This window comes from Pseudodonghicola xiamenensis DSM 18339, from assembly GCF_000429365.1.
GTDB classification, from domain to species: domain Bacteria; phylum Pseudomonadota; class Alphaproteobacteria; order Rhodobacterales; family Rhodobacteraceae; genus Pseudodonghicola; species Pseudodonghicola xiamenensis.
Genome location: NZ_AUBS01000001.1, coordinates 17466 through 36556, shown reverse-complemented (window position 1 = coordinate 36556; position 19091 = coordinate 17466). Strand labels below are relative to the sequence as shown.

Sequence of the window (19091 nt, the reverse complement as noted above, 5' to 3'; positions counted from 1 at the left end):
ACGAATGATATGAGGCTGTCTAACCTGGAGGACGCATTCCGCTGAAGACCGCGGCCCCACAGGTGAGGACAACCAAAACAATGATACCGAAACTCAAGTTCCGCTCTCTGCTTCTGGCGACAGCCGTGGCCGTCTCCAGCCTGGCCGCCCCGGCAAGCTGGGCCGAAACCCTTCGCGTCGCCATGGGCTACGATCCGGTCAGCCTCGACCCGATCGCCACCAGCGACAACGGCTCCATCTGGACCCAGCTCCTGATCTACGACACGCTGATCCGGCCCGACAAATCCGGCACCGGGCTGGAGCCCGGTCTAGCGGAAAGCTGGACCGTTTCCGACGATGGGCTGACCCTGACCTTCAAGCTGCGCGACGCCAAATTCTCGGACGGCAGCCCGGTCACCGCCGAGGACGTGCAATATTCGATCGAGCGCGCCGGCTCCAAGGCCTCGGGCTGGGGCCGCTTCTTCAACCCGATCACCGGTTTCGAGATCGTCAACGACCGTGAGATCGTGATGACGCTGGACAAGCCCTTCACCCCGGCCTTCAACAACCTCGCGCTCTTCGCCGCAGCGATCCTGCCGAAGAAACTTCTGGAAGAAAAAGGCGATGCCTTCTTCGACGCGCCCGTCGGCTCCGGCCCCTTCGTGCTCAAGGACTGGACCCGCGGCGCCAGCATCACGCTCGACAAGAACCCCTATTACTGGCAGGCCGGCAAGCCGGCGGTGGACGAAGCCGTGCTCAGCGTGGTGACCGAACCCTCGGCCCGGGCGATCAAGCTCGAGGCCGGTGAGGTCGATGTCGCGCTCGATCCGCCGCTGAACCAGCTCGACACTCTGGCGAAGGAAGCCGGCATCACCACCGGCGAGGTGATCCCCTATCGCGCCGATTTCGTGCTGATGAACACCACGCGGGCCCCCTTCGGCGATCTGCGGGTGCGCCAGGCGCTGAACTATGCGGTCGACAAGGAGGCACTGGTCAAGGGCGTGCTCTATGGGCGCGGCAAGCCGGCGGCCTCGGCCATGCCGGTGATGAAATACGCCGATCCCGGCCTCGCGCCCTATCCCTATGATCCGGCCAAGGCCAAGGCGCTGCTGGCCGAGGCAGGCTATCCCGACGGGTTCGAGGCCGAGCTGGCGGTCGATTCCGGCAAGGCCACCAGCCGCAACGCCGCCATCGCGCTGCAGGCGATGCTGCAGCAGGTCGGCGTTAAGCTGAAGGTGCAGATGCTGGAAAGCGGCACCCAGTGGCAGACCACCAAGGCCGGCAATTACGACATGGCGGTTTCCTACACCACCTCGGACACCATCGACCCCGATCAGATCATCGGCTTTGTCGCAGTGAACCCCGAGCGCGCAAATGCCTATCACACCCAGTGGAAGGACGAGCGGCTGAACGAACTTTACGCCGACGAGCGCAAGACGGTGAACGGGCCGGAGCGCGAGGCGATGTTCAAGGAGATGGTGCAGCGCCTGCATGACGGCGCCCCCTTCGTCTTCCTGTTCCACCCGGCGACCGCCTGGGCGCAGCGGGATTACGTCAAGGGGTTCGAGGTTCTGCCGACTTCGAACTTCCGTCTCGAAGACGTGACCCTCGACAAGTAACCGATCCGAACCCGCCCGGGCCGACCGGCCCGGGCGGGTTCCCCAGAAAGGCCCCGAACCACTGATGATACAGGTCATTTTCAAACGTCTGCTGATGCTGGTGCCGGTGCTGATCGGCATCACGCTGATCGGCTTCCTGCTGTTGCAGGTGATGCCTGGCGATGCCGCCGAGCGCGCCATGGGCACCCGGGCCAGCGCCGAGGAGCTGGCCGAGATGCGCCGGCTCTGGGGCCTCGACCTGCCGGTCTGGCAGCAATACCTCCTTTTCCTGCGCGATTGCCTGACCGGTAGCTTCGGCGTGTCGATCTTCCACAAGAAAGAGGTGATCACGCTGGTGGCCGAACGGCTGCCCTTCACCCTGGGGATCGTCGCGCTTTCGACCCTGATCGCCCTGGTGATCGCCCTGCCCTTCGCCAGCCTCGCGGCGCTGAGGCGGGGCCGCCCCGCCGATCACGCCATCCGCCAGATCTTCGTGGCGCTGATCGCGGTGCCGCCCTTCTGGCTCAGCTATGTGCTGATCCTCTGGCTGTCGCTGCGGCTGGGCTGGTTTCCGACCGGCGGCGTCGGCGAGGGGCTGGCCGAGAACCTCTATCGGCTGTTTCTGCCCTCGCTGGTAGTCGGGCTGTCGACCGCCGCGCTGATCCAGCAGACGCTGCGCGCCGCGCTGATCGACACGATGAAGGCCGATTACGTCGATACCGCCCGTGCCAAGGGCCTGCGCCGGCACGAGATTTTCCTGCGCCATGTGATGCCCAACAGCCTGATCTCGACCATCTCGATCATCGGCGTGCGGGTGAGCTGGATCATCGGCGGCACCGTCGTGGTCGAAAAGATCTTCTCGGTTCCCGGGCTCGGCAGCCTGCTGATCGACGCCATCGTGTCGCGCGACCTGCCGGTGATCCGCGGACTTACGGTCTTCTTCGCCATCATGGTGGTGATCGTGAACCTGATCACCGACATCCTCTATGCGCTGGCCGACCCGCGCGTGCGGCTGGAGTGACCCCATGCAAGTTCTGAAAGATCTGCTGCGCAGCCCGGCCGGCGCGCTCGCCCTGCTGATGCTGCTTGCCACCCTGCTGGCAACCCTGTTGACCCCGCTGCTGTCACCCTATGACCCCTTCGCGCTGGACTTCGGCAATGCCCTGCAGCCGCCCTCGGCCGCGCATTGGTTCGGCACCGACAATTTCGGCCGCGACATCTTCACCCGGGTGATGGCCGGCGCCGTCTATGACCTGCGGCTGGCGCTGATCTGCGTCTTCGGGCCGATGGCCTTCGGGGTGCTGATCGGGCTGGTCTCGGGCTTTTTCGGCGGCCGCGTCGATGCGGCGCTGATGCGGCTGACCGATATCGTCTGGGCCTTTCCCTTCTATGTGCTGGTGCTGGCCATCGTCGGCGTCCTGGGCCCGAGCGAGGCCAATCTCTATATCGCCTTCTTCCTGGTCAACTGGATCGGCTATGCCCGCATCGTGCGCGGCGAGACGCTGCTGATCGGCCGGCTCGAATTCATCGAGGCGACCCGGGTGCTGCGCTTCGGCAAACCCCGCATCATGCTGCGCCACATCCTGCCCAATGCGGTCACCCCCGCGCTGGTCTATTCGATGTCCGACGTGGTGCTGACGGTGCAGGCGGTGGCGGCGCTGTCCTTCTTCGGGCTGGGGGTACAACCGCCGGCGCCGGAATGGGGTCTCCTGATCGTCGAGAGCATCGACTACATGCGCGAGGCCCCCTGGATGACGTTGTTTCCCGGCCTCGCCATCGTCTGGATCGGCATCGCCTTCTCGCTTTTGGGCGAAGGCCTATCGGTCGCGCTGAAACCGAAGGGATAAGCCATGAGCATTCTGAGCATTCGCAATCTGCAGACCGAATTCCGCGGTCCCGCCGGCATCGCCCGGGCGGTCGACGGGGTCAGCTTCGATGTGAACCCGGGCGAAATCTTCGGCATCGTCGGCGAATCCGGCTGCGGCAAATCGGCGACCTGCCGGTCGATCCTGCGGCTGTTCGCCGGGGCCACCGCCCGCATCGTTGGCGGCGAGGTCATCCTCGAGGGCACCGGCGATCTGGCGCAAATGCGCGAGAGCGATCTGGCCCGGGTGCGCGGCCGCGAGGTGGCCTTTATCTTCCAGGATCCGCTGACCGCGCTGAACCCGACCATGCGGATCGGCAAGCAGGTGGCCGAGGTGATCCGCCGGCACCGCAAGGTCAGCCGCACTGAGGCGCGCGAGGCCGCGCTGCAATTGCTGCGCGATGTCCATATCACCTCGCCCGAGCGGCGGCTCGACGCCTTCCCGCATGAACTGTCGGGCGGGCTGCGGCAGCGGGTGGTGATCGCCATGGCGCTGGCGCTGCAACCCCGGCTGATCATCGCCGACGAACCCACCACCGCGCTCGACGTCACGGTGCAAGACCAGATCCTGCGCCTGCTGAAGGAACGGCGTGACGGCACCGGCACCTCGATCATTTTCATCACCCATGATCTGGGTGTGGTGTCACAGATCTGCGACCGTATGGCGGTGATGTATGCCGGCCGCGTGGTCGAGACCGGATCGGTGCGCCAGGTGCTCGATCACCCTTCACATCCCTATACGCGGGCGCTGCTTGACGCGCTGCCGGGGCAGGTGTCGCGCGATCGCGATCTGACCCCGATCGAGGGCAGCCCGCCCAGCCTGATCACACCGCCCTCCGGCTGCCGCTTCGCCCCCCGCTGCCGCGTCGCGCGGCCGTGCTGTGCCCAGGGCGCCGCCCCCGTGCTGAAGCCCCGCTCCGGGGTCTCGGCAGACCACCTTGACGCCTGCATCCTGACGGAGGTGCCCGATGCCATTGCTTGAATTCCAGGGCGTCGCCCGCCGCTTTACGATGAAACGCGGGCTGATCGACACTTTGGCCCGCCGCCCGGCGCCCCAGCTGCAGGCAGTGCGCGGTGTGGATCTGACGCTCTCCCGGGGGGAGGTGCTGGGCATCGTCGGCGAATCCGGCTGCGGCAAGAGCACGCTGGCGCGGATCGGCATCGGCTTGCAGCCCAGCAACGAGGGCCGCGTGCTATTCGACGGCGCGCCTTTGCAGGGCCCCGATCCCAAGGGCCGGCTGCAGATGGTGTTTCAGGATCCCTATTCCTCGCTCGACCCGCGGATGACGCTCGGCGCCCAGTTGGAGGAGGTGGTGGCGCATTACCACCCGCAGCTCTCGCGCGCCGAACGCCGCGCCGAGGTCGCCCGCGCGCTGGACGAGGTCGGCCTGCCACAGGAGACGGCGGCGAAATATCCAAACGCGCTGTCCGGCGGGCAGCGTCAGCGCGTGTCGATTGCCCGCGCGCTGTGCCCGCGCCCGGAGATCCTGGTGGCCGATGAACCGGTCTCGGCGCTCGACGCCTCGGTGCAGGCGCAGATCATCAACCTGTTGCGCAGGCTCAACCGCGACAAGGGGCTGACCATCCTCTTCATCTCGCATGACATGAACGTGGTCCGCTATCTCTGCAACCGGGTGGCGGTGATGTATCTGGGCGAGATCGTCGAGCTGCAACCGAGCGAGGAACTCTTCGCCACGCCGCTGCATCCCTATACCCGGGCGCTGATCTCGGCGGTGCCCGACGTGCGCCACGCCCGCGAAACCTCGGCACCGATCCGGGGAGAGATCCCCGATCCCTTCGAGGTCCGAGCGGGCTGCCGCTTCGCCCCGCGCTGCCCGCAGGCCCTGCCCGCCTGCGATCTGCCGCAGGCCCTGCGCCCCGCTGGCCCTGTGGCTCAGGTGCGCTGCCATCTGGCCGCGCCCGCACCGCAGTCACACTAACCCGCATCAGCGAAAGTAATTCTATGTTCTTCACCACAGATCCCGACTGGACCCGCCGCTGCGACGCGGCCGCCGAGGAGATCCTCAGCCGCTTCGCCCCCCAGGGGCTGACCGAGGACCGCTTCGGTCTGGTGGCGCTGCGCGACACCGGGGACACGCCCGTCGGCTATGCCCGCAACGGCGATTGGCATTGCTATCCCTGCAGCGTGGTCAAGGTGTTCCACCTGGTCCATGTGCTGAACGCGCTGGAGGCGGGCCGAGTCGCGCCGCATCACGATCTCGACCGTGCGATGCACGACATGATCGCCTGGTCGTCGAACACCGCGACCAATTACATCATTGATCTGGTGACCGGCACCACTGGCGACACCCGGCTTGAGCCCGAGGACTTCGCGCTCTGGCGCGAGCGGCGCGAGGGGCTGAACCGTTTCTTCGCCGCACTGGGCTGGCCGGAATGGCAGGGCTGCAACATCACCCAGAAGCTGATGGACGACACCCGCTATGGCCGAGAGGCGCAATATGCCGGCGCCGACAGCAGCTATCTCAACGTGCTGACCCCGCTGACGGCCGCCCGGATGTTCCATGAACTCTTCGCCGGCGACCTGCCGCTGGGCGCCGAAGCCCGCGCCCGGGCGCAGGAGATCCTGCTGCGCGATCGACAGAGCGACAAGGCCAGGCAGCCACATTTCCAGGTCAGCGACTATCTGGGTGGCGGCGTGCCGGAGGCTGCAACGATCTGGAGCAAGGCCGGGCGCAATTCCTGGACCGGCGACGCCCGCGCCTCCTATTACAAGCACGACCTGATCCGCATCGCCTTGCCCGGAGAGGCCCCGGTGATCCTGTCGCTGATGACCCAGGGCAAGGGTATCTGCGAGGATCACCCGGAAATCTTCCCCGAAATGGCCCGCATCCTTTGCGGCCATCTCATCGGGACACGCGCGGTCAGTCACTGCGAATAGTGCGCCCGGATCACGGGCGTTTTGTCTGTCCGGTACACCGACCTGCGGCCACCGCAAGGGCCACAGGCGGGACCGCCACGCCCTGGGCCCATGCTGGCTACTCCCAAGGTCGACGCATCCGTTCGCACGGGTTAGCTAAGGAGCCACGACGACACGCACCGGATCTCCCTGACATGCGATCACACTTCTCCCCCTTTCAAAGCGCGACGGTTCCGTCCCTTGGCGCTGACGCTCGCCGCACTGGCCGCGCCTTGCGACGCAGGAGGTGGCCCCCGCGTCGCAAGGCGCGATGTCCGAAGCCGCCTGGAATTGGCACGCCGGCGATATCATCTTCCGCTCGGGGCTCGATCCATTCGATGATCGGATCGCCGCCGCCACCGGGGCACGCTTCGGATCGGCAGCCATCCTGCGCGCCAGCAGCGGCGGGCCCCGTGTGGTTTATGTCGATCCATCCGACGGAGTGATCGAAGCGGCGCTCGACAAATTCGTCTCGGGGTTGGGCGCTCAAGACTATGTCGTCTATCGGCTCGCCCACGCCGCAGACTGGGGACAGGCCGACAGCCCGCTTTCCTACAATGCGCTTCTGGTCGCCTATGGGCACCCCGCCGACCCGTTCAGGCTCCCGGGTGGCACCGAATATTACAGCGCCGAACTGGTCTTTCTCGCCGCGCTCGGAGCCGGTGCGACATTGGGCAAGCCGACCCGGCTGGCCGCGCTCGCTGCAGATGCCCCTGCGCTGAAAGCGGTCTTTCTGGACCACTGGCAGGACCATCCCTATTGCCGCTATATCGTGACGCGGGACGAATGCTGGACCATCATCGACGATATCGCGATCCTGACCACCGCCTCGATCATGGCAGCGCCCGAGCTTCGGCGCGTCTATCCATGAGCACCTGTTCCCCGCCGCCCCTGAGGCAATGGTGGCGACCAGACCATGGCGTGGCACCAACCGGGTCGCCAGGGCAAAACCATTTGTGATACCGAATAAGTCATACCTTCGACTTCAGGGACTCAAAAGCAATGGCAAGCTTTGACATCGACGCTCTGCGCGCCATCGTGGTCGCAACCGATCTGGGCAGTTTTGCCCGTGCCGCAATTCAGCTCGGCCGGTCGCAATCCGCCGTCAGCATGCAGCTGAAAAAGCTGGAACATCAGGCCGGCACGCCGCTGTTCACCCGTCAGGGCCGCGGGCTGGTCCCGACCGAGGCAGGTGAATCCTTCATCGGCTATGCCCGGCGGATCATCGCCCTGAACGACGAGGCCGCCCTGTCTGTCGGTGCTGCGGCGATTACCGCTTCGGTACGCCTTGGCCTGCCCCAGGACTTTTTCGATGACGTGATGCCGGCCACGCTGACCTCCTTCGAACGGATCCGCCAAACTGTGCATGTCGATGTGTGCGCCGGCGAGAACCACGGCATCGCAGAAGAGGTCCGGGCCGGACGTCTGGATGCCGCCATCGCCTTTTTTCGCCCCGGCAGCCCGGCCGAGGGCGAAGCCCTGTGCGAACTGCCGATGCGCTGGCTTGCGACCAGACACCTCGAACACACCCCGCCGCGCGATCTGGTGCCGCTGGTGCTGTTCAACCACCCCTGCCTGTTCCGCCAGGCGACGCTCGGCGCATTGGACAACAGCCAGACCCGCTGGCGCGCAGCGCTGACCACCCCGAGCCTGCCCGCCGTCTGGGCGGCAGTCCGCAGCGGCCTGGGGATCGCGGTGCGCACCGGATACGGCCTGCCGGAGGATATCACCTGTGTCGGAAAACAGCTCGGCCTGCCGGACCTGCCTGACATCGAACTGCGCCTGCTGCGCGCGCCCGGCCTCTCTCCCCTTGCCGAAGAGCTGGCCGAAGTCCTGCGACAGGAAACCCTGACCAGGTTGGCCGCGACCCCAGAGGCCCGCATCATCGCAGCCATGCGTTGAGCCTGTCGCCCAGGCTGCCATTCCGCGAGCTGCGAAAGCGTTTTCCCGCCCCAGCCGGGGCCAGAGGCCGCAATGCAGCCCCCCAGCGCCCTCTCCTCTCCGACCGCTCGACTGCCGCGACCATCGCCGTTGTGATCCGCGGCGATCTGGTGCTTCTGGTGTGACGCACCAATCTCCCCAGCGCCGGCGGCGACACATTTGAAGCCCCCCGATCGGGCTGGACAAACCTGGCGACAACGATCGCGCCCTCATCTTCTTCCCCGCGGCACACGGGATTGGCGCTTGCGCCGGCTCTGCCATGCGCTCTATCTGGACGAAATAGCCCTGCGCGCACTTGCAGGCATCGCCGTGCCCGATCCGCAGACCAAGACCGGCGCAGGGACGGCCACCCGGTCGCGCGCTGAAGCAAAGGACTGGACGCCCCCGCATGACCCGCCCCCCATTCGTCATTTCGATCCAGAGCCAGGTGGTTTTCGGCCACGTTGGCAATTCCGCCGCGCTGTTCCCGATGCAGGCGACCGGGCTTGAGGTCGCAGCGATCCCGACGGTGGTGTTTTCGAACACCCCCGATTACCCCACCCTGCGCGGCCGCGCCCTGCCGCCGGAGTTCTTTTCCGATCTGCTGCAAGGCGCCCGCGAACGCGGCCTGCCAGAGCGGGCGAATTTCATCCTGACAGGGTATATCGGCTCGCTCGACGTGGCGGAAATGGTGGCCGATTTCGTGGCCGAGGCGAAAGCTGCCAACCCGAAGCTCACCTATCTCTGCGATCCGGTGATGGGCGACGCCGGGCCTGGCCTTTACGTGCCCGAAGCCATTGCCGACGTAATGCGCGACCGGCTGCTGCCGATGGCCGATCTCGCCACGCCGAACCCGTTCGAACTGACCTGGCTGACCGGACGCGATATCAGATCTCTCGACGACATCAGGACGGCGAAAGAACTGTTGCACATCGCCCCCGCGTCCCGGCTGATCGCCACCGGCTGCGCGCTGGAGGATACCGCCCCCGGATATATCGAAAGCGTCGTTCTCGGCCCCGAAGGGGTCAGCCGGCATCCAACCGTGCATCTGCCCGTCGCCCTCTCAGGAACCGGGGATCTCTTTGCCGGGCTGATCCTGGCCGGTCTGGGGCGCGGGCTGAGCCTGCCGCGCGCGGTCGAAACCGCCCAGGACCTCACCTCCCGCGCGCTGAGCCATGCCCAGGAGCTCGGGGCCGGTGAAGTGGTGCTGAGCGATCCCGAATTCCGCCGCGCGCTACTGAACCTCGGCGCCGCGTAGAGGGCCCGCCCTTGCCGTCTGCGCGGCCCCCTGGCGTTGCGTTCACGGGCCGCCACAGCAGGCACGAGGGAAACGCGCCTACAGAGGCGGCGCTTCGCCGGGTCGAAACGCCACCTTTGTCGTCAGCCCCGCGCCGGGCCGCCGGTTTCTCCGATGTCCCAGAACAGCCCTGCCATGCAACCGAGCGCGTCGCGGCAGATCGGCTTGAGCACATGTTCATTCGGCGCGTGCTGGGAACAGGCGCGATAGGAATGCGGCACCCAGACCGTCGGCAGGCCGAGGATATCGGTAAAGCAATCGTTCGGCAGCGACCCGGCCAGGTTCGGCAGCACATGCGGCGGCTTGCCGGCGCTCTGCTCCAACGACGTCCGCACGAAGGCGGCCCAGGGGTGATCCGGGTCGAGCCGCGTCGCCGGGAAGGAGCCACGTTCGTGCGGCACGATCTGCACCTGACCGAAACCATGAGCATCGAGGTGGCGGCGCAGCGCCGGCACGATCTGATCGGGATCGGTGCCCACCACAAAGCGGAGCTGGCAGGTGGCCTTGGCATAGGATGAAATCGCGTTCACCGGCGCCTCGGGCACACCGCTTTTCATCGCCAGCACGGCGAAGCTGTTCCAGCCGAAAACGCGTTCCGCCGGGCTCAGGCTTTCCTCTCCCCAATCCGCGTCGATGCTGGGGCCCTCGTCCATCTTCAGCGGCAGATCGCTGAGGGCCGCGCGGATCTTCGGCGTCAGGCTGTCGGGGCGCCATTCCGGCACTTTGATCTGGCCGCGCGCGTCGGTGATCACCGACAGCGCCTGCGCCAGGATCATCGCCGGATCGGCCAGAAGCCCGCCCCAGTTGCCCGAGTGATGCGCGCCTTGCCGCAGATCGACCACCAGATCGAAGGTGGAGCCACCGCGGGCGCCCATGAACATCGTCGGCGTATCGGGCTGCAACCGCGGCCCGTCCGAGGCGATCAGCACATCGGCCGCAAGCCGCGGCTTCTGCTCGGCGAAGAATTCGCGCAGGCCGGGAGAGCCGGTCTCCTCCCCCGTCTCGATCACGATGCGGGTGTTGAATCCCAGCTTGCCGCGCACTTCGAGCACCGCATCGAGGGCGGCGATATTGATCAGATGCTGGCCCTTGTTGTCAGCAGTCCCCCGGCCATAGAGCCGGTCTCCCTCCTCCACCAGGGTGAAGGGGCCAAGCCCCTCGCGCCACATGCCTTCCTGGGCGCGGATCACATCGCCATGGCCATAGATCAGCACTGTGGGCAGATCGTCGCCCTCGTGCCGCTCGGCGATCAGGAAAGGGCCGGCGCCTTCGACCGGATTGTCGAACGTCTCGCAATCAAAGCCCATCGCGGTCAGGCGCGGTTTCATCGCCGCCTCGAGATAGCGGCCCAGCTCGGGCGCGGCCTCGGGGTTCTGGCTTTCGGTCGGATAGGCCACCAATTCTGCCAGTTCGGTCTGGAACCGGCCTTCGTCGAAATAGGCGTGAATGGTGCCGATCGCGTCGTCGCGGGTCATTGGGCCATCTCCTCCTCGGTAATCGCATCGCCCCAGGGCGACATGATTTCAGTACAGCCGGAGTTCAGACCGCCGCGCCGCATCACCCCCGCCGGGCAAGCGAAGGCATAGGGGAAAACTGTGCGCTTGGTGGTCTGCACCTCGTTCTCCTCGGCCAGCCGGGCGAGGATGTCCGCCGAAAGCGTCTCATCCGCCACCAGCGTCTCACCGCCCGAAACGTCGATCCGCGGGCTGTGGAAGGCCTGACCGACGTCCATGCCGTAATCGGTGACGAACCCGGCCAATTGCGCCACCGCCGAGACGATCTTGCGCCCGCCGCTGGCACCGAAGGCGAAGCGGGTCTCACCAGTCTCGCCCAGCACCGGGCAGACGTTCATCAGACAGGCCTTGTCTGGGCCCAGCGAATTGGGTTTGCCCTGCTCCGGGTCGAACCACATGATACCGTTGTTCAAGAGCAGCCCGGTCGAGGGCGAGACCACCCGGCTGCCGAAGATCGACAGCAGCGTCTGGGTCATCGCCACCATGTTGCCGTCCTTGTCGACCACCGAGAAATGGGTGGTGCACCCCGGTGCGCTTGTGCTTTCGCCAGTGTCCCCCATGCCGGAGAGCCGGCTGGCATAGGCCGATTTCAGACCGCGCGCCCAGGCGGCATAGGCCTCGCCATCCGGGGTGGCACTGCCCGACAGCGGCGTCTCTGCCGCCAGGCTCAGCGCATGTTTCAATGTCGGACCGGCGGTCAGCCCGGGCACCGCGTGGATCATCGCATCGCGATAGGCAAAGCTCAGCGCTGGGTGGAAGGTCGCGCCATAGGCCCGCAGATCGTCATGGCTGAGACTGCCGCCCTTGTCCTGCACGTCCTTGGCCAGCGCCGCGCCCAGATCACCGTCATAGAGCGCGCGGGCACCACCACGGGCGATCTCTTCCAGCGTCGCGGCCATCTTCGACTGGTCGATCCGCTTTTCCGCCAGCGCGGTCCAGGCGCCGATGCTGGGCCATTGGCCGTCTTCCAGGAACATCGCCGCCGCGTCCGGGTCCTTGGCCAGTTCCCGCGTGGTCGAGGCAATGATCAGCGCCGCGTACCAATCGACCAGCATGCCTTCCTTGGCGTGCGCGATGGCCGGGGCCAGCAGATCGGCCCAGGGCATCTTGCCCCAGCGGGCATGCGCCTGGCCCAGCCCGTCAACCACACCCGGCACCGCCACGGCGCTGGCGCCCTGAACGTTGCGGTTGTCGACCACCTCCTCCCAGGGGAAGAGATCCCCGGCCTTGCCCTTGCCCGACAGCGGATAATCCGAGACCTTGAGCCCCTTGGGCGAGCGCATGCCATAGTTCAGCGCGATTGCCTCACCCTTGTCCGCACGCCACAGCATCATCGCGCCACCGCCGGCCGGGCCGCTCATCCAGGGTTCGAGAACCCCCAGCACGAAGGAGGCGGCCACTGCCGCATCGACCGCATCTCCCCCTTCGGCAAGCACGGCCGCGCCGGCCTGCGCCGCGAGGCTGTGCTGGGACGCCACCACGCCCCCCTTGGTTTCAATCACCGTCTTGGCAACGGTCTGGGTACGCGAGAGCGAGGATTTCATCAGATCAGGCCTGTTCGAACATTTCGGTTTCACGGTCGTAAAGATGGCATTCCACAAAGCCGCCATCCTGCGGCACCGGGCGCGGCGCCCTGGTCTTGCACAGTTCCGTCGCCAGCGGACAGCGCGGATGGAAGGCGCAGCCCGAGGGCGGGTTGATCGGGTTGGGATAGGCCATGCCCAGTTGGGTATCCGGCACGCCCAGCCCCGGTTCCGGGGTCAGCACCGATTTCAGCAGTGCGCGGCTGTAGGGATGGCGCGGATTGTCGAAGAGATCGCCGGTTTCGGCCTCTTCCACGATCCGGCCCAGATACATCACCGCCACCCGGGTGGCGAGATGTTCGACCACGGCGAGGTTGTGCGAGATGAACAGATAGGTCAGCCCGAATTCGCGCCGCAGCTCGCCCAGCAGATTGAGGATCTGCGACTGCACCGACACGTCGAGCGCCGAGGTCGGCTCGTCACAGATGACGATCTCGGGCTTCATGATCAGCGCCCGGGCGATGGCGACGCGCTGCCGCTGACCGCCCGACATCTGGCTGGGATAGGTGTTCATCACCCGCGACGGCAGACCGACCACATCGAGGATCTCCCGCACGGCCTGCTTCTGGCTGGCGGCGTCCCCGATGCCATGCACCCGCAACGGCAGAGAGATGATATCGGCAATGCTCTTGCGCGGATTGAGCGAGGAATAGGGATCCTGAAAGATCGGCTGGATGCGGCGGGCCAGCTTGAGGCGGTCCTGCGCCCCCAAGGCCTCACCATCGACCAGCACCTCGCCCGAGGTCGGCGCCTCGAGCCCCAGCAGGATCTTGGCGAGCGTCGACTTGCCACAGCCGGATTCCCCCACCAGCCCAAGCACCTCGCTGCGACCAAGGCTCAGGCTCACGTCCTTGACTGCGGTCAGGGGCTTCGGGCGCCCCATAAGCCCCTGTTTCACGCTATAGGTCTTGACGACGTTGCGCAGTTCCAGAACCGGAGCGGTCATGCCTGCACCTCTTGTTTTTCTTGGGAAAGCCCGCCGTCGTCCAGCACGCAGCGGAAGGCCTGCGGACCCCGCAGGTGGCGCGGGATATCGCCCCGGCAAGCCTCGGTCGCAAAGGTGCAGCGGGTGCGGAAGACACAGCCCGATACCCGCCCCACCAACGACGGCACGATGCCCGGGATGGTGCCCAGCTCACTGCCGCGTTTGGTCTTGCCCGGCAGCGGGATGCAGCGCAGCAGCCCGCGGGTATAGGGGTGCATCGGCGCCTCGAAGATCTCTTTCGCTGGGCCGGTCTCGACCAGCTCGCCGGCATACATCACCGCGACCTTGTCCGCGACCCGGGCGACCACGCCCAGATCGTGGGTGATCAGGATCATCGCCATGCCCATCTCGCGCACCAGATCGACCAGCAGCCGCAGGATCTGCGCCTGGATCGTCACGTCGAGCGCGGTGGTGGGTTCATCGGCGATGATCAGCTCGGGCCCGCACATCAGCGCCATGGCGATCATCACCCGTTGCCGCAACCCGCCAGAAAGCTGGTGCGGATATTGCCCGAGCCGGCTTTCGGCGGCGGTGATGCCGACCTTTTCCAGCAGCTCGACCGCCCGTGCCCGCGCCTCAGCGCGCGGCACATCGCGGTGCAACAGCATCGCCTCCATCAACTGATCGCCGATGGTATAGGCCGGGTTGAGCGAGGTCATCGGTTCCTGGAAGATCATCGACATGCGCGCGCCGCGCAGGCTGCGCATGGTCTTCTTCGACGCGCTCAGCAGCGCGGTGCCGTCGAAGTCCATCTGCGTTGCCCTGGGCTTGATCCGCTTGCCCAGAAGCCCCATCAGCGCCAGCGAGGTCAGCGATTTGCCCGACCCGCTTTCACCGACGATGCACAGCACCTCGCCCCGGTCTAGCTCGAAGTCGATGCCGCGCACCGCATGCAGCGTGCCGCCACCGACGGGAATGTCGATCACCAGATCGCGAACTGTCAAAAGCCTGTCTGCCATCGGATCAGCTCCTGTTCTCGGGGGCGGCCACGTCGCGCAGCCCGTCGCCCATCAGGTTGATGCCCAGAACCAGCACGAACAGCACCGTGCCGGGGATCATCACCAGCCAGGGCTCGAACAGCATCATGTTCTTGCCCTCGGAGACCATCAGCCCCCAGCTTGGCGTCGGCGGTTGCACACCAAGGCCCAGAAAGCTCAGCGCCGCTTCCAGGAGGATCGCATGAGCCATCTCCAGCGTGACCACGACGATCAGGTTGTTGACGATGTTCGGCAGGATCTCGGCCAGCAGGATCCGCGGGGTCGAGGCACCGATGGACTTGGCGGCAGCGACATATTCGCGTTCGCGCACCTGTCGGGTCGAGGCGCGCAGCACCACCGCGAAACGGTCCCACAGAAGCAGCCCCAGGACCGATACCATCACGGTCAGTGATCCGCCGAGGATGGCAACCACGGCCAGCGCAACCAGCACCACCGGCATCGCCAGACGAACGTTGATCAGAAAGGTCACCACTGCGTCGACCTTGCCACCGAAGTAGCCGGCACAAATCCCCATCACCGAGCCGATCAGCCCGGAGATCACCGCGGCGACCAGGCCGATCATCAGCGACACACGGGCACCATAGATCAGGCGGGACAGGTAATCGCGGCCCAGGTGATCGGTGCCCAGCGGATGCTCCCAGGTGCCGCCCAGGAAGACCGGCGGCTTCATCCGGGCCATCAGGCTTTGGGCATAGGGATCATGCGGCGCCAGCAGCGGCGCGAAGATCGCCACAAGAACCAGCAGCGCCACCACGGTGCCACCGATCAGAAGTCCCTGGTGCCCGAAGATACGCCGGCGCAAAAGCTGCCCGGGCGTCGGCCCGACGATTTCGGCCAGAAGCGGATCAGTCATAGCGTCACTCATCTCAGCTGCTCCTCATCCGCGGGTCGAGCCAGGCATTCAGCACGTCGGCCAGGAAGGTGAAGACGATGTAGAACATCGCGAAGATCAGGATCAGCGCCTGCACCGTCGGCAGATCGTTGCGCCCGATGCTCTCCCAGGCGAGATAGCCCGCGCCATGCAGCGCAAAGATCGATTCAACCACGATCGAGCCCCCCAGCATGAAACCCATCTGAACGGCGGCCAGGCTGACCACCGGAATGATGGCGTTGCGCAGCGCGTGCTTGAACATCACCCGCATTTCCGGCGCGCCCTTGGCCCGCGCGGTGCGGATGTAATCGGAGGACAGAACCTCAAGCATACCGGCCCGGGTCAGACGCATGATGGCAGGCATCGCGTAATAGCCCAGCACGATGGTCGGCATGATGAAGTGCCGCCAGGTCGCGGTGCCCGAAGGCGGCAACCAGCCCAGTTTGATCGAAAAGACCACCACCAGGATCAGCCCGAACCAGAAGCTCGGCAGCGCCTGCCCCGCGACAGACAGGAACAACGCGATCCGGTCGATCAGCGAATTGGGCCGGATCGCGGCGGCGACACCCAGCGGCACGGCGGTCAGCAGCGCGAAGGCGATGCCGCAAACCCCCAGCGTCATGGTGATCGACAGCCGGTCAAAGATCAGCCCGGCGACCGGCAGCTTGAAATAATAGCTCTCGCCGAAATCGCCGCGCAGCGCCGAGAACAGCCAGTCGCCATATTGCACCATCATCGGCCGGTCGAACCCGTAGAGATGGCGCAGGGCTTCGATATCCTCGCCGCTGGCGGTTTCGCCGGCCAGCGCCGCGGCGGGGTCCCCCGCCAGGAACAGCAGCGAAAAGCTGATGAACGACACGGTGAAGGCAACCAGAATGGCCAGCCCCAGCCGTTTCAGAATGAATTGGAACACGTTCGGATGACCCTTAGATAACCTGTGGCAGCGCGCCCTGGGTGGGCACGGCCATGGGAGACCTCCGGCGCGCAAGCGGGCGCCGGAGGGTATTTCAGTGGCGGATTACTTCCACGACATGGTGGTAAAGCGCAGCACCTCGTCCGGCGTCGGGGTGTAATCGACATCCGTCTTGAACACATAGTTGGTGTTATAGCTGAACAGCGGCACCCAATAGGCCTGATCGGTGATCCGCTGCAGCGCCTTGGTGTAATATTCGATCCGCGTGGCCGGATCGGTCGAGGTATCGGCGGTTGCGAGATCCGCAGCCACCCCTTCATCGCGCGCGTCGTCCAGGCTGCCCAGCTTGAAGAACTGGCTGACCATGGCCGAGGCGTCGTTGATCGAATAGCTGCCCCAGGTCGAGAAGTTGAACGGAACCTCGCCCTTCATGTTCAGCTCGCGAATGGCGGAATACTGCATGTACTTGAGGTTCACCTTGATCCCGACCTCACCCAGGAAGCTGATCACTGCCTCGGCATAATCGCGGTTGCGATAGGCATAGAGATCGGTTTCGAACCCGTCGGGATAGCCAGCCTCGGCCAGCAGCGCCTTGGCCTTTTCAGGGTTGTAGTCATAGACGGTGACATCCTGCACACAGCCGAACTGGCTAGGGAAACAGGGGGTATTCACCAGAATCGACTTGCCCTTCAGCAGGTTGTCGACGATGGCCTGACGGTCGATCGCATAGTTGACCGCCTTGCGCACCCGCACATCGGTGAAGGGGTTCGGATCCATCGAGGACCGACCGGCAGCATCCATCGAGATATAGCCGACCCGCATGGTCGATTCATTGGCGACGGTGAACTGGCCCATCTGCTCAAGCTTCTGCGCCTGGTCGGCGGGCACCTGCCAGATCAGATCGAGCGAGCCCGAGAACAGTTCGGCGATCTGGGTATTCACATCCGGAATGGTGCGGATATCGACCTTTTCGATACTCGGCTGCCCCTTGGGGCTATCGTGGTAATTCTCGTTCTTCTCCAGCACGAAATGCTGGCCCGGAACGACCTCGACCGCCTTGTAGGGACCGGTCCCCACCGGCTTCAGCCCCATGCCCGAGGGGCCGACTTCGGCATAATATTCGTTGGGATAGATCGACACCGGCCCCGAGAGGAATTCGATCGCGGCGGGGAATTTCTCTTTCAGATAGATGCGCACGGTATAGTCGTCGATCTTCTCGGCCGACTTCATCCAGTTCACGTTGCGCTGGGTCTTCACGCCATTGCTCTCGTCGGCGACGAAGTTGACGGTATAGACCACATCGTCGGCATTGAACGGCTCACCATTATGGAAGGTGATGCCCTGGCGCAGCTTGAACTCCAGCGTGGTGTCATCCACCCAGGTCCAGGATTCGGCCAGGTTGCCCTTGTATTCGTTGGTGATCGGATCGCGATAGATCAGACCGTCCCAGATCGCGCGCTGCATGACCACGCCTTCGCGCGACGAGTTGAAGTAGCTGTCGACGTTCTCCAGCTCTTTGGTGAAACCGGCATAAAGCGTACCGCTGGCCTTGTCGGCCATGGCCTCGCCGGCAGCCACCGAAAGCGCCAGCGCCGCGATGGTCATCTTCAAAGAAACAGAATGCGTCATGATTCCCCCTGACAGTCTGAGCGCCCAATCCAGTTGGCAGTTGCAGGCGCGCCATAATTGTTATTATACTATGATACGTTCGATCACGATATGATCCATTAAAGGAGTCCTTCGACCATGCGTCAAGAGGTAACGTCAGACGCTTCGGACAGAAGGCGACAAACCTAATGGCTGCCCAAGACGAGCCCAAATCCGAAAAGCAGAACACGCTCTATGTCGGCGCCCTGGCCAAGGGGTTGCGCCTGCTGCGTGCTTTCGACGAATCTCACACCCAGCTTTCGCTGTCCGAACTGGCGGCGCGCACCGGGCTCGACAAGAGCGCCACGCAGCGCTTCGCCAATACGCTGCACCTTGAAGGCATGCTGGAAAAAGACCCGCGCACCCGCCGCTACAGCCCATCGCACGCCTGGTTGCAACTGGCCTATGCCTATTGCTGGTCGGATACGCTGGTGGCCCGCGCGATGCCGCGACTGATCGAATTGTCGCAACATATCGGCGAGACGGTGAATCTGGCCGAGCTGTCGAACGATCACATCATTTATGTCAGCCGCCTGCCCTGCAAACGCACCCAATTCGCGGCCAGCATCGCCGGACGCCGCCTGCCGGCGCTGTCGACTTCGGCCGGACGGGTCATGCTGTCGACCTTCTCCCGGGAAGAACGCGAGACGGCGCTGCGGACCTGGCCCCTGCACCCCTATACATCACGCACCACTCTGGACCGTGATCGGATCGCCGAGATGGTCACCCAGGCGGTAGACCTGGGTTATGTCATCTCGCATCACGAGATGATCCTGAACGAAACCACCATCGCGGCCCCGGTCCGCATCCCGGGTCAGCAGGCCTTTGCCGCGGTGCAATGTTCGGTCTCGTCCTATAGCTGGCCCGAGGATCGGATCCGCGCGGAGATCCTGCCCTACCTGCAAGACGCCGCAAACAGCATATCCCCGGCGCCAGACAGCCAGGACGCCCGCACATAAGGCCCCCCCCCCTTCCGTGTCGACCATCGCCACCGGACAGAGGGGC

At 65.2% G+C, this 19091-nt stretch carries 17 protein-coding genes; 10 read left to right on the top strand and 7 right to left on the bottom strand.

Going from position 1 to position 19091, the window contains the following annotated elements; genetic code table 11:
* The first annotated feature begins 80 nt into the window (after window positions 1–80).
* The 9 genes from G455_RS26850 (at window position 81) to pdxY (ending at window position 9536) form a co-directional block, all read left to right on the top strand.
* On the top strand, window positions 81–1598 hold the full coding sequence (locus tag G455_RS26850; RefSeq protein WP_028091816.1) for an ABC transporter substrate-binding protein: 1518 nt from the start codon (window positions 81–83) through the stop codon (window positions 1596–1598).
* 64 nt (window positions 1599–1662) lie between these two features.
* A complete protein-coding gene (locus tag G455_RS0100165; RefSeq protein ID WP_028091815.1) occupies window positions 1663–2598 on the top strand; it encodes an ABC transporter permease in 936 nt (311 codons plus the stop codon).
* A gap of 4 nt (window positions 2599–2602) precedes the next feature.
* Window positions 2603–3424 (top strand): ABC transporter permease, encoded by an 822-nt coding sequence (locus tag G455_RS0100160; protein ID WP_028091814.1) that lies wholly within the window; start codon window positions 2603–2605, stop codon window positions 3422–3424.
* Window positions 3425–3427: 3 nt separating this feature from the next.
* Entirely contained in the window at window positions 3428–4423 is a 996-nt protein-coding gene (locus G455_RS0100155) for an ABC transporter ATP-binding protein (protein ID WP_028091813.1), read from the top strand.
* The gene (locus G455_RS0100150) at window positions 4410–5381 is read left to right on the top strand and encodes an ABC transporter ATP-binding protein (RefSeq protein ID WP_028091812.1); all 972 of its coding nucleotides are present in this window, start codon (window positions 4410–4412) and stop codon (window positions 5379–5381) included. The genes G455_RS0100155 and G455_RS0100150 overlap by 14 nt, the downstream gene beginning before the upstream one ends.
* Window positions 5382–5404: 23 nt before the next feature.
* Window positions 5405–6340, top strand: a complete 936-nt coding sequence (locus G455_RS0100145; protein WP_028091811.1) for a serine hydrolase — start codon at window positions 5405–5407, stop codon at window positions 6338–6340.
* Window positions 6341–6629: 289 nt separating this feature from the next.
* On the top strand, window positions 6630–7229 hold the full coding sequence (locus G455_RS22965) for a C40 family peptidase (RefSeq protein WP_051312070.1): 600 nt from the start codon (window positions 6630–6632) through the stop codon (window positions 7227–7229).
* A gap of 131 nt (window positions 7230–7360) precedes the next feature.
* On the top strand, window positions 7361–8260 hold the full coding sequence (locus G455_RS0100135; protein ID WP_035365863.1) for a LysR substrate-binding domain-containing protein: 900 nt from the start codon (window positions 7361–7363) through the stop codon (window positions 8258–8260).
* Window positions 8261–8687: 427 nt separating this feature from the next.
* Window positions 8688–9536, top strand: coding sequence for a pyridoxal kinase (gene pdxY / locus G455_RS0100130; protein ID WP_028091809.1), 849 nt, complete (start codon window positions 8688–8690; stop codon window positions 9534–9536).
* A 122-nt stretch (window positions 9537–9658) separates the two neighbouring features.
* On the opposite strand, the gene G455_RS0100125 is transcribed toward pdxY, so the two are convergent.
* The 7 genes from G455_RS0100125 to G455_RS0100095 form a co-directional block, all read right to left on the bottom strand.
* A complete protein-coding gene (locus G455_RS0100125; RefSeq protein WP_028091808.1) occupies window positions 9659–11050 on the bottom strand; it encodes a M20 family metallopeptidase in 1392 nt (463 codons plus the stop codon).
* Window positions 11047–12633 carry a gamma-glutamyltransferase gene (locus G455_RS0100120; RefSeq protein WP_028091807.1) on the bottom strand — a complete coding sequence of 529 codons (1587 nt, stop codon included), beginning with the start codon at window positions 12631–12633 and terminating at the stop codon, window positions 11047–11049. The genes G455_RS0100125 and G455_RS0100120 overlap by 4 nt, the downstream gene beginning before the upstream one ends.
* 4 nt (window positions 12634–12637) lie before the next feature.
* Entirely contained in the window at window positions 12638–13618 is a 981-nt protein-coding gene (locus G455_RS0100115; RefSeq protein ID WP_028091806.1) for an ABC transporter ATP-binding protein, read from the bottom strand.
* Window positions 13615–14616 carry an ABC transporter ATP-binding protein gene (locus G455_RS0100110; protein WP_028091805.1) on the bottom strand — a complete coding sequence of 334 codons (1002 nt, stop codon included), beginning with the start codon at window positions 14614–14616 and terminating at the stop codon, window positions 13615–13617. Before G455_RS0100110 ends, G455_RS0100115 begins: the two co-directional genes overlap by 4 nt.
* 4 nt (window positions 14617–14620) lie before the next feature.
* Entirely contained in the window at window positions 14621–15520 is a 900-nt protein-coding gene (locus tag G455_RS0100105) for an ABC transporter permease (protein WP_028091804.1), read from the bottom strand.
* A 1-nt stretch (window position 15521) separates the two neighbouring features.
* Window positions 15522–16439 carry an ABC transporter permease gene (locus tag G455_RS0100100; protein ID WP_028091803.1) on the bottom strand — a complete coding sequence of 306 codons (918 nt, stop codon included), beginning with the start codon at window positions 16437–16439 and terminating at the stop codon, window positions 15522–15524.
* A 105-nt stretch (window positions 16440–16544) separates the two neighbouring features.
* The gene (locus G455_RS0100095) at window positions 16545–18044 is read right to left on the bottom strand and encodes an ABC transporter substrate-binding protein (RefSeq protein WP_205620449.1); all 1500 of its coding nucleotides are present in this window, start codon (window positions 18042–18044) and stop codon (window positions 16545–16547) included.
* A 191-nt stretch (window positions 18045–18235) separates the two neighbouring features.
* Here G455_RS0100095 and G455_RS0100090 point away from each other — a divergent pair, with 191 nt between their 5' ends.
* Window positions 18236–19045: an IclR family transcriptional regulator gene (locus G455_RS0100090; protein WP_028091801.1), complete on the top strand. Its 810-nt coding sequence runs from the start codon at window positions 18236–18238 to the stop codon at window positions 19043–19045.
* Window positions 19046–19091: the final 46 nt, after the last annotated feature.

Excerpts from the sequence above, each read along its gene's own strand:
- G455_RS26850 (WP_028091816.1), top strand. The coding sequence starts at position 81 with ATGATACCGAAACTCAAGTTCCGCTCTCTGCTTCTGGCGACAGCCGTG.
- G455_RS0100165 (WP_028091815.1), top strand. The coding sequence starts at position 1,663 with ATGATACAGGTCATTTTCAAACGTCTGCTGATGCTGGTGCCGGTGCTG.
- G455_RS0100160 (WP_028091814.1), top strand. The coding sequence starts at position 2,603 with ATGCAAGTTCTGAAAGATCTGCTGCGCAGCCCGGCCGGCGCGCTCGCC.
- G455_RS0100155 (WP_028091813.1), top strand. The coding sequence starts at position 3,428 with ATGAGCATTCTGAGCATTCGCAATCTGCAGACCGAATTCCGCGGTCCC.
- G455_RS0100150 (WP_028091812.1), top strand. The coding sequence starts at position 4,410 with ATGCCATTGCTTGAATTCCAGGGCGTCGCCCGCCGCTTTACGATGAAA.
- G455_RS0100145 (WP_028091811.1), top strand. The coding sequence starts at position 5,405 with ATGTTCTTCACCACAGATCCCGACTGGACCCGCCGCTGCGACGCGGCC.
- G455_RS22965 (WP_051312070.1), top strand. The coding sequence starts at position 6,630 with ATGTCCGAAGCCGCCTGGAATTGGCACGCCGGCGATATCATCTTCCGC.
- G455_RS0100135 (WP_035365863.1), top strand. The coding sequence starts at position 7,361 with ATGGCAAGCTTTGACATCGACGCTCTGCGCGCCATCGTGGTCGCAACC.
- pdxY (WP_028091809.1), top strand. The coding sequence starts at position 8,688 with ATGACCCGCCCCCCATTCGTCATTTCGATCCAGAGCCAGGTGGTTTTC.
- G455_RS0100125 (WP_028091808.1), bottom strand. The coding sequence starts at position 11,050 with ATGACCCGCGACGACGCGATCGGCACCATTCACGCCTATTTCGACGAA.
- G455_RS0100120 (WP_028091807.1), bottom strand. The coding sequence starts at position 12,633 with ATGAAATCCTCGCTCTCGCGTACCCAGACCGTTGCCAAGACGGTGATT.
- G455_RS0100115 (WP_028091806.1), bottom strand. The coding sequence starts at position 13,618 with ATGACCGCTCCGGTTCTGGAACTGCGCAACGTCGTCAAGACCTATAGC.
- G455_RS0100110 (WP_028091805.1), bottom strand. The coding sequence starts at position 14,616 with ATGGCAGACAGGCTTTTGACAGTTCGCGATCTGGTGATCGACATTCCC.
- G455_RS0100105 (WP_028091804.1), bottom strand. The coding sequence starts at position 15,520 with ATGAGTGACGCTATGACTGATCCGCTTCTGGCCGAAATCGTCGGGCCG.
- G455_RS0100095 (WP_205620449.1), bottom strand. The coding sequence starts at position 18,044 with ATGACCATCGCGGCGCTGGCGCTTTCGGTGGCTGCCGGCGAGGCCATG.
- G455_RS0100090 (WP_028091801.1), top strand. The coding sequence starts at position 18,236 with ATGGCTGCCCAAGACGAGCCCAAATCCGAAAAGCAGAACACGCTCTAT.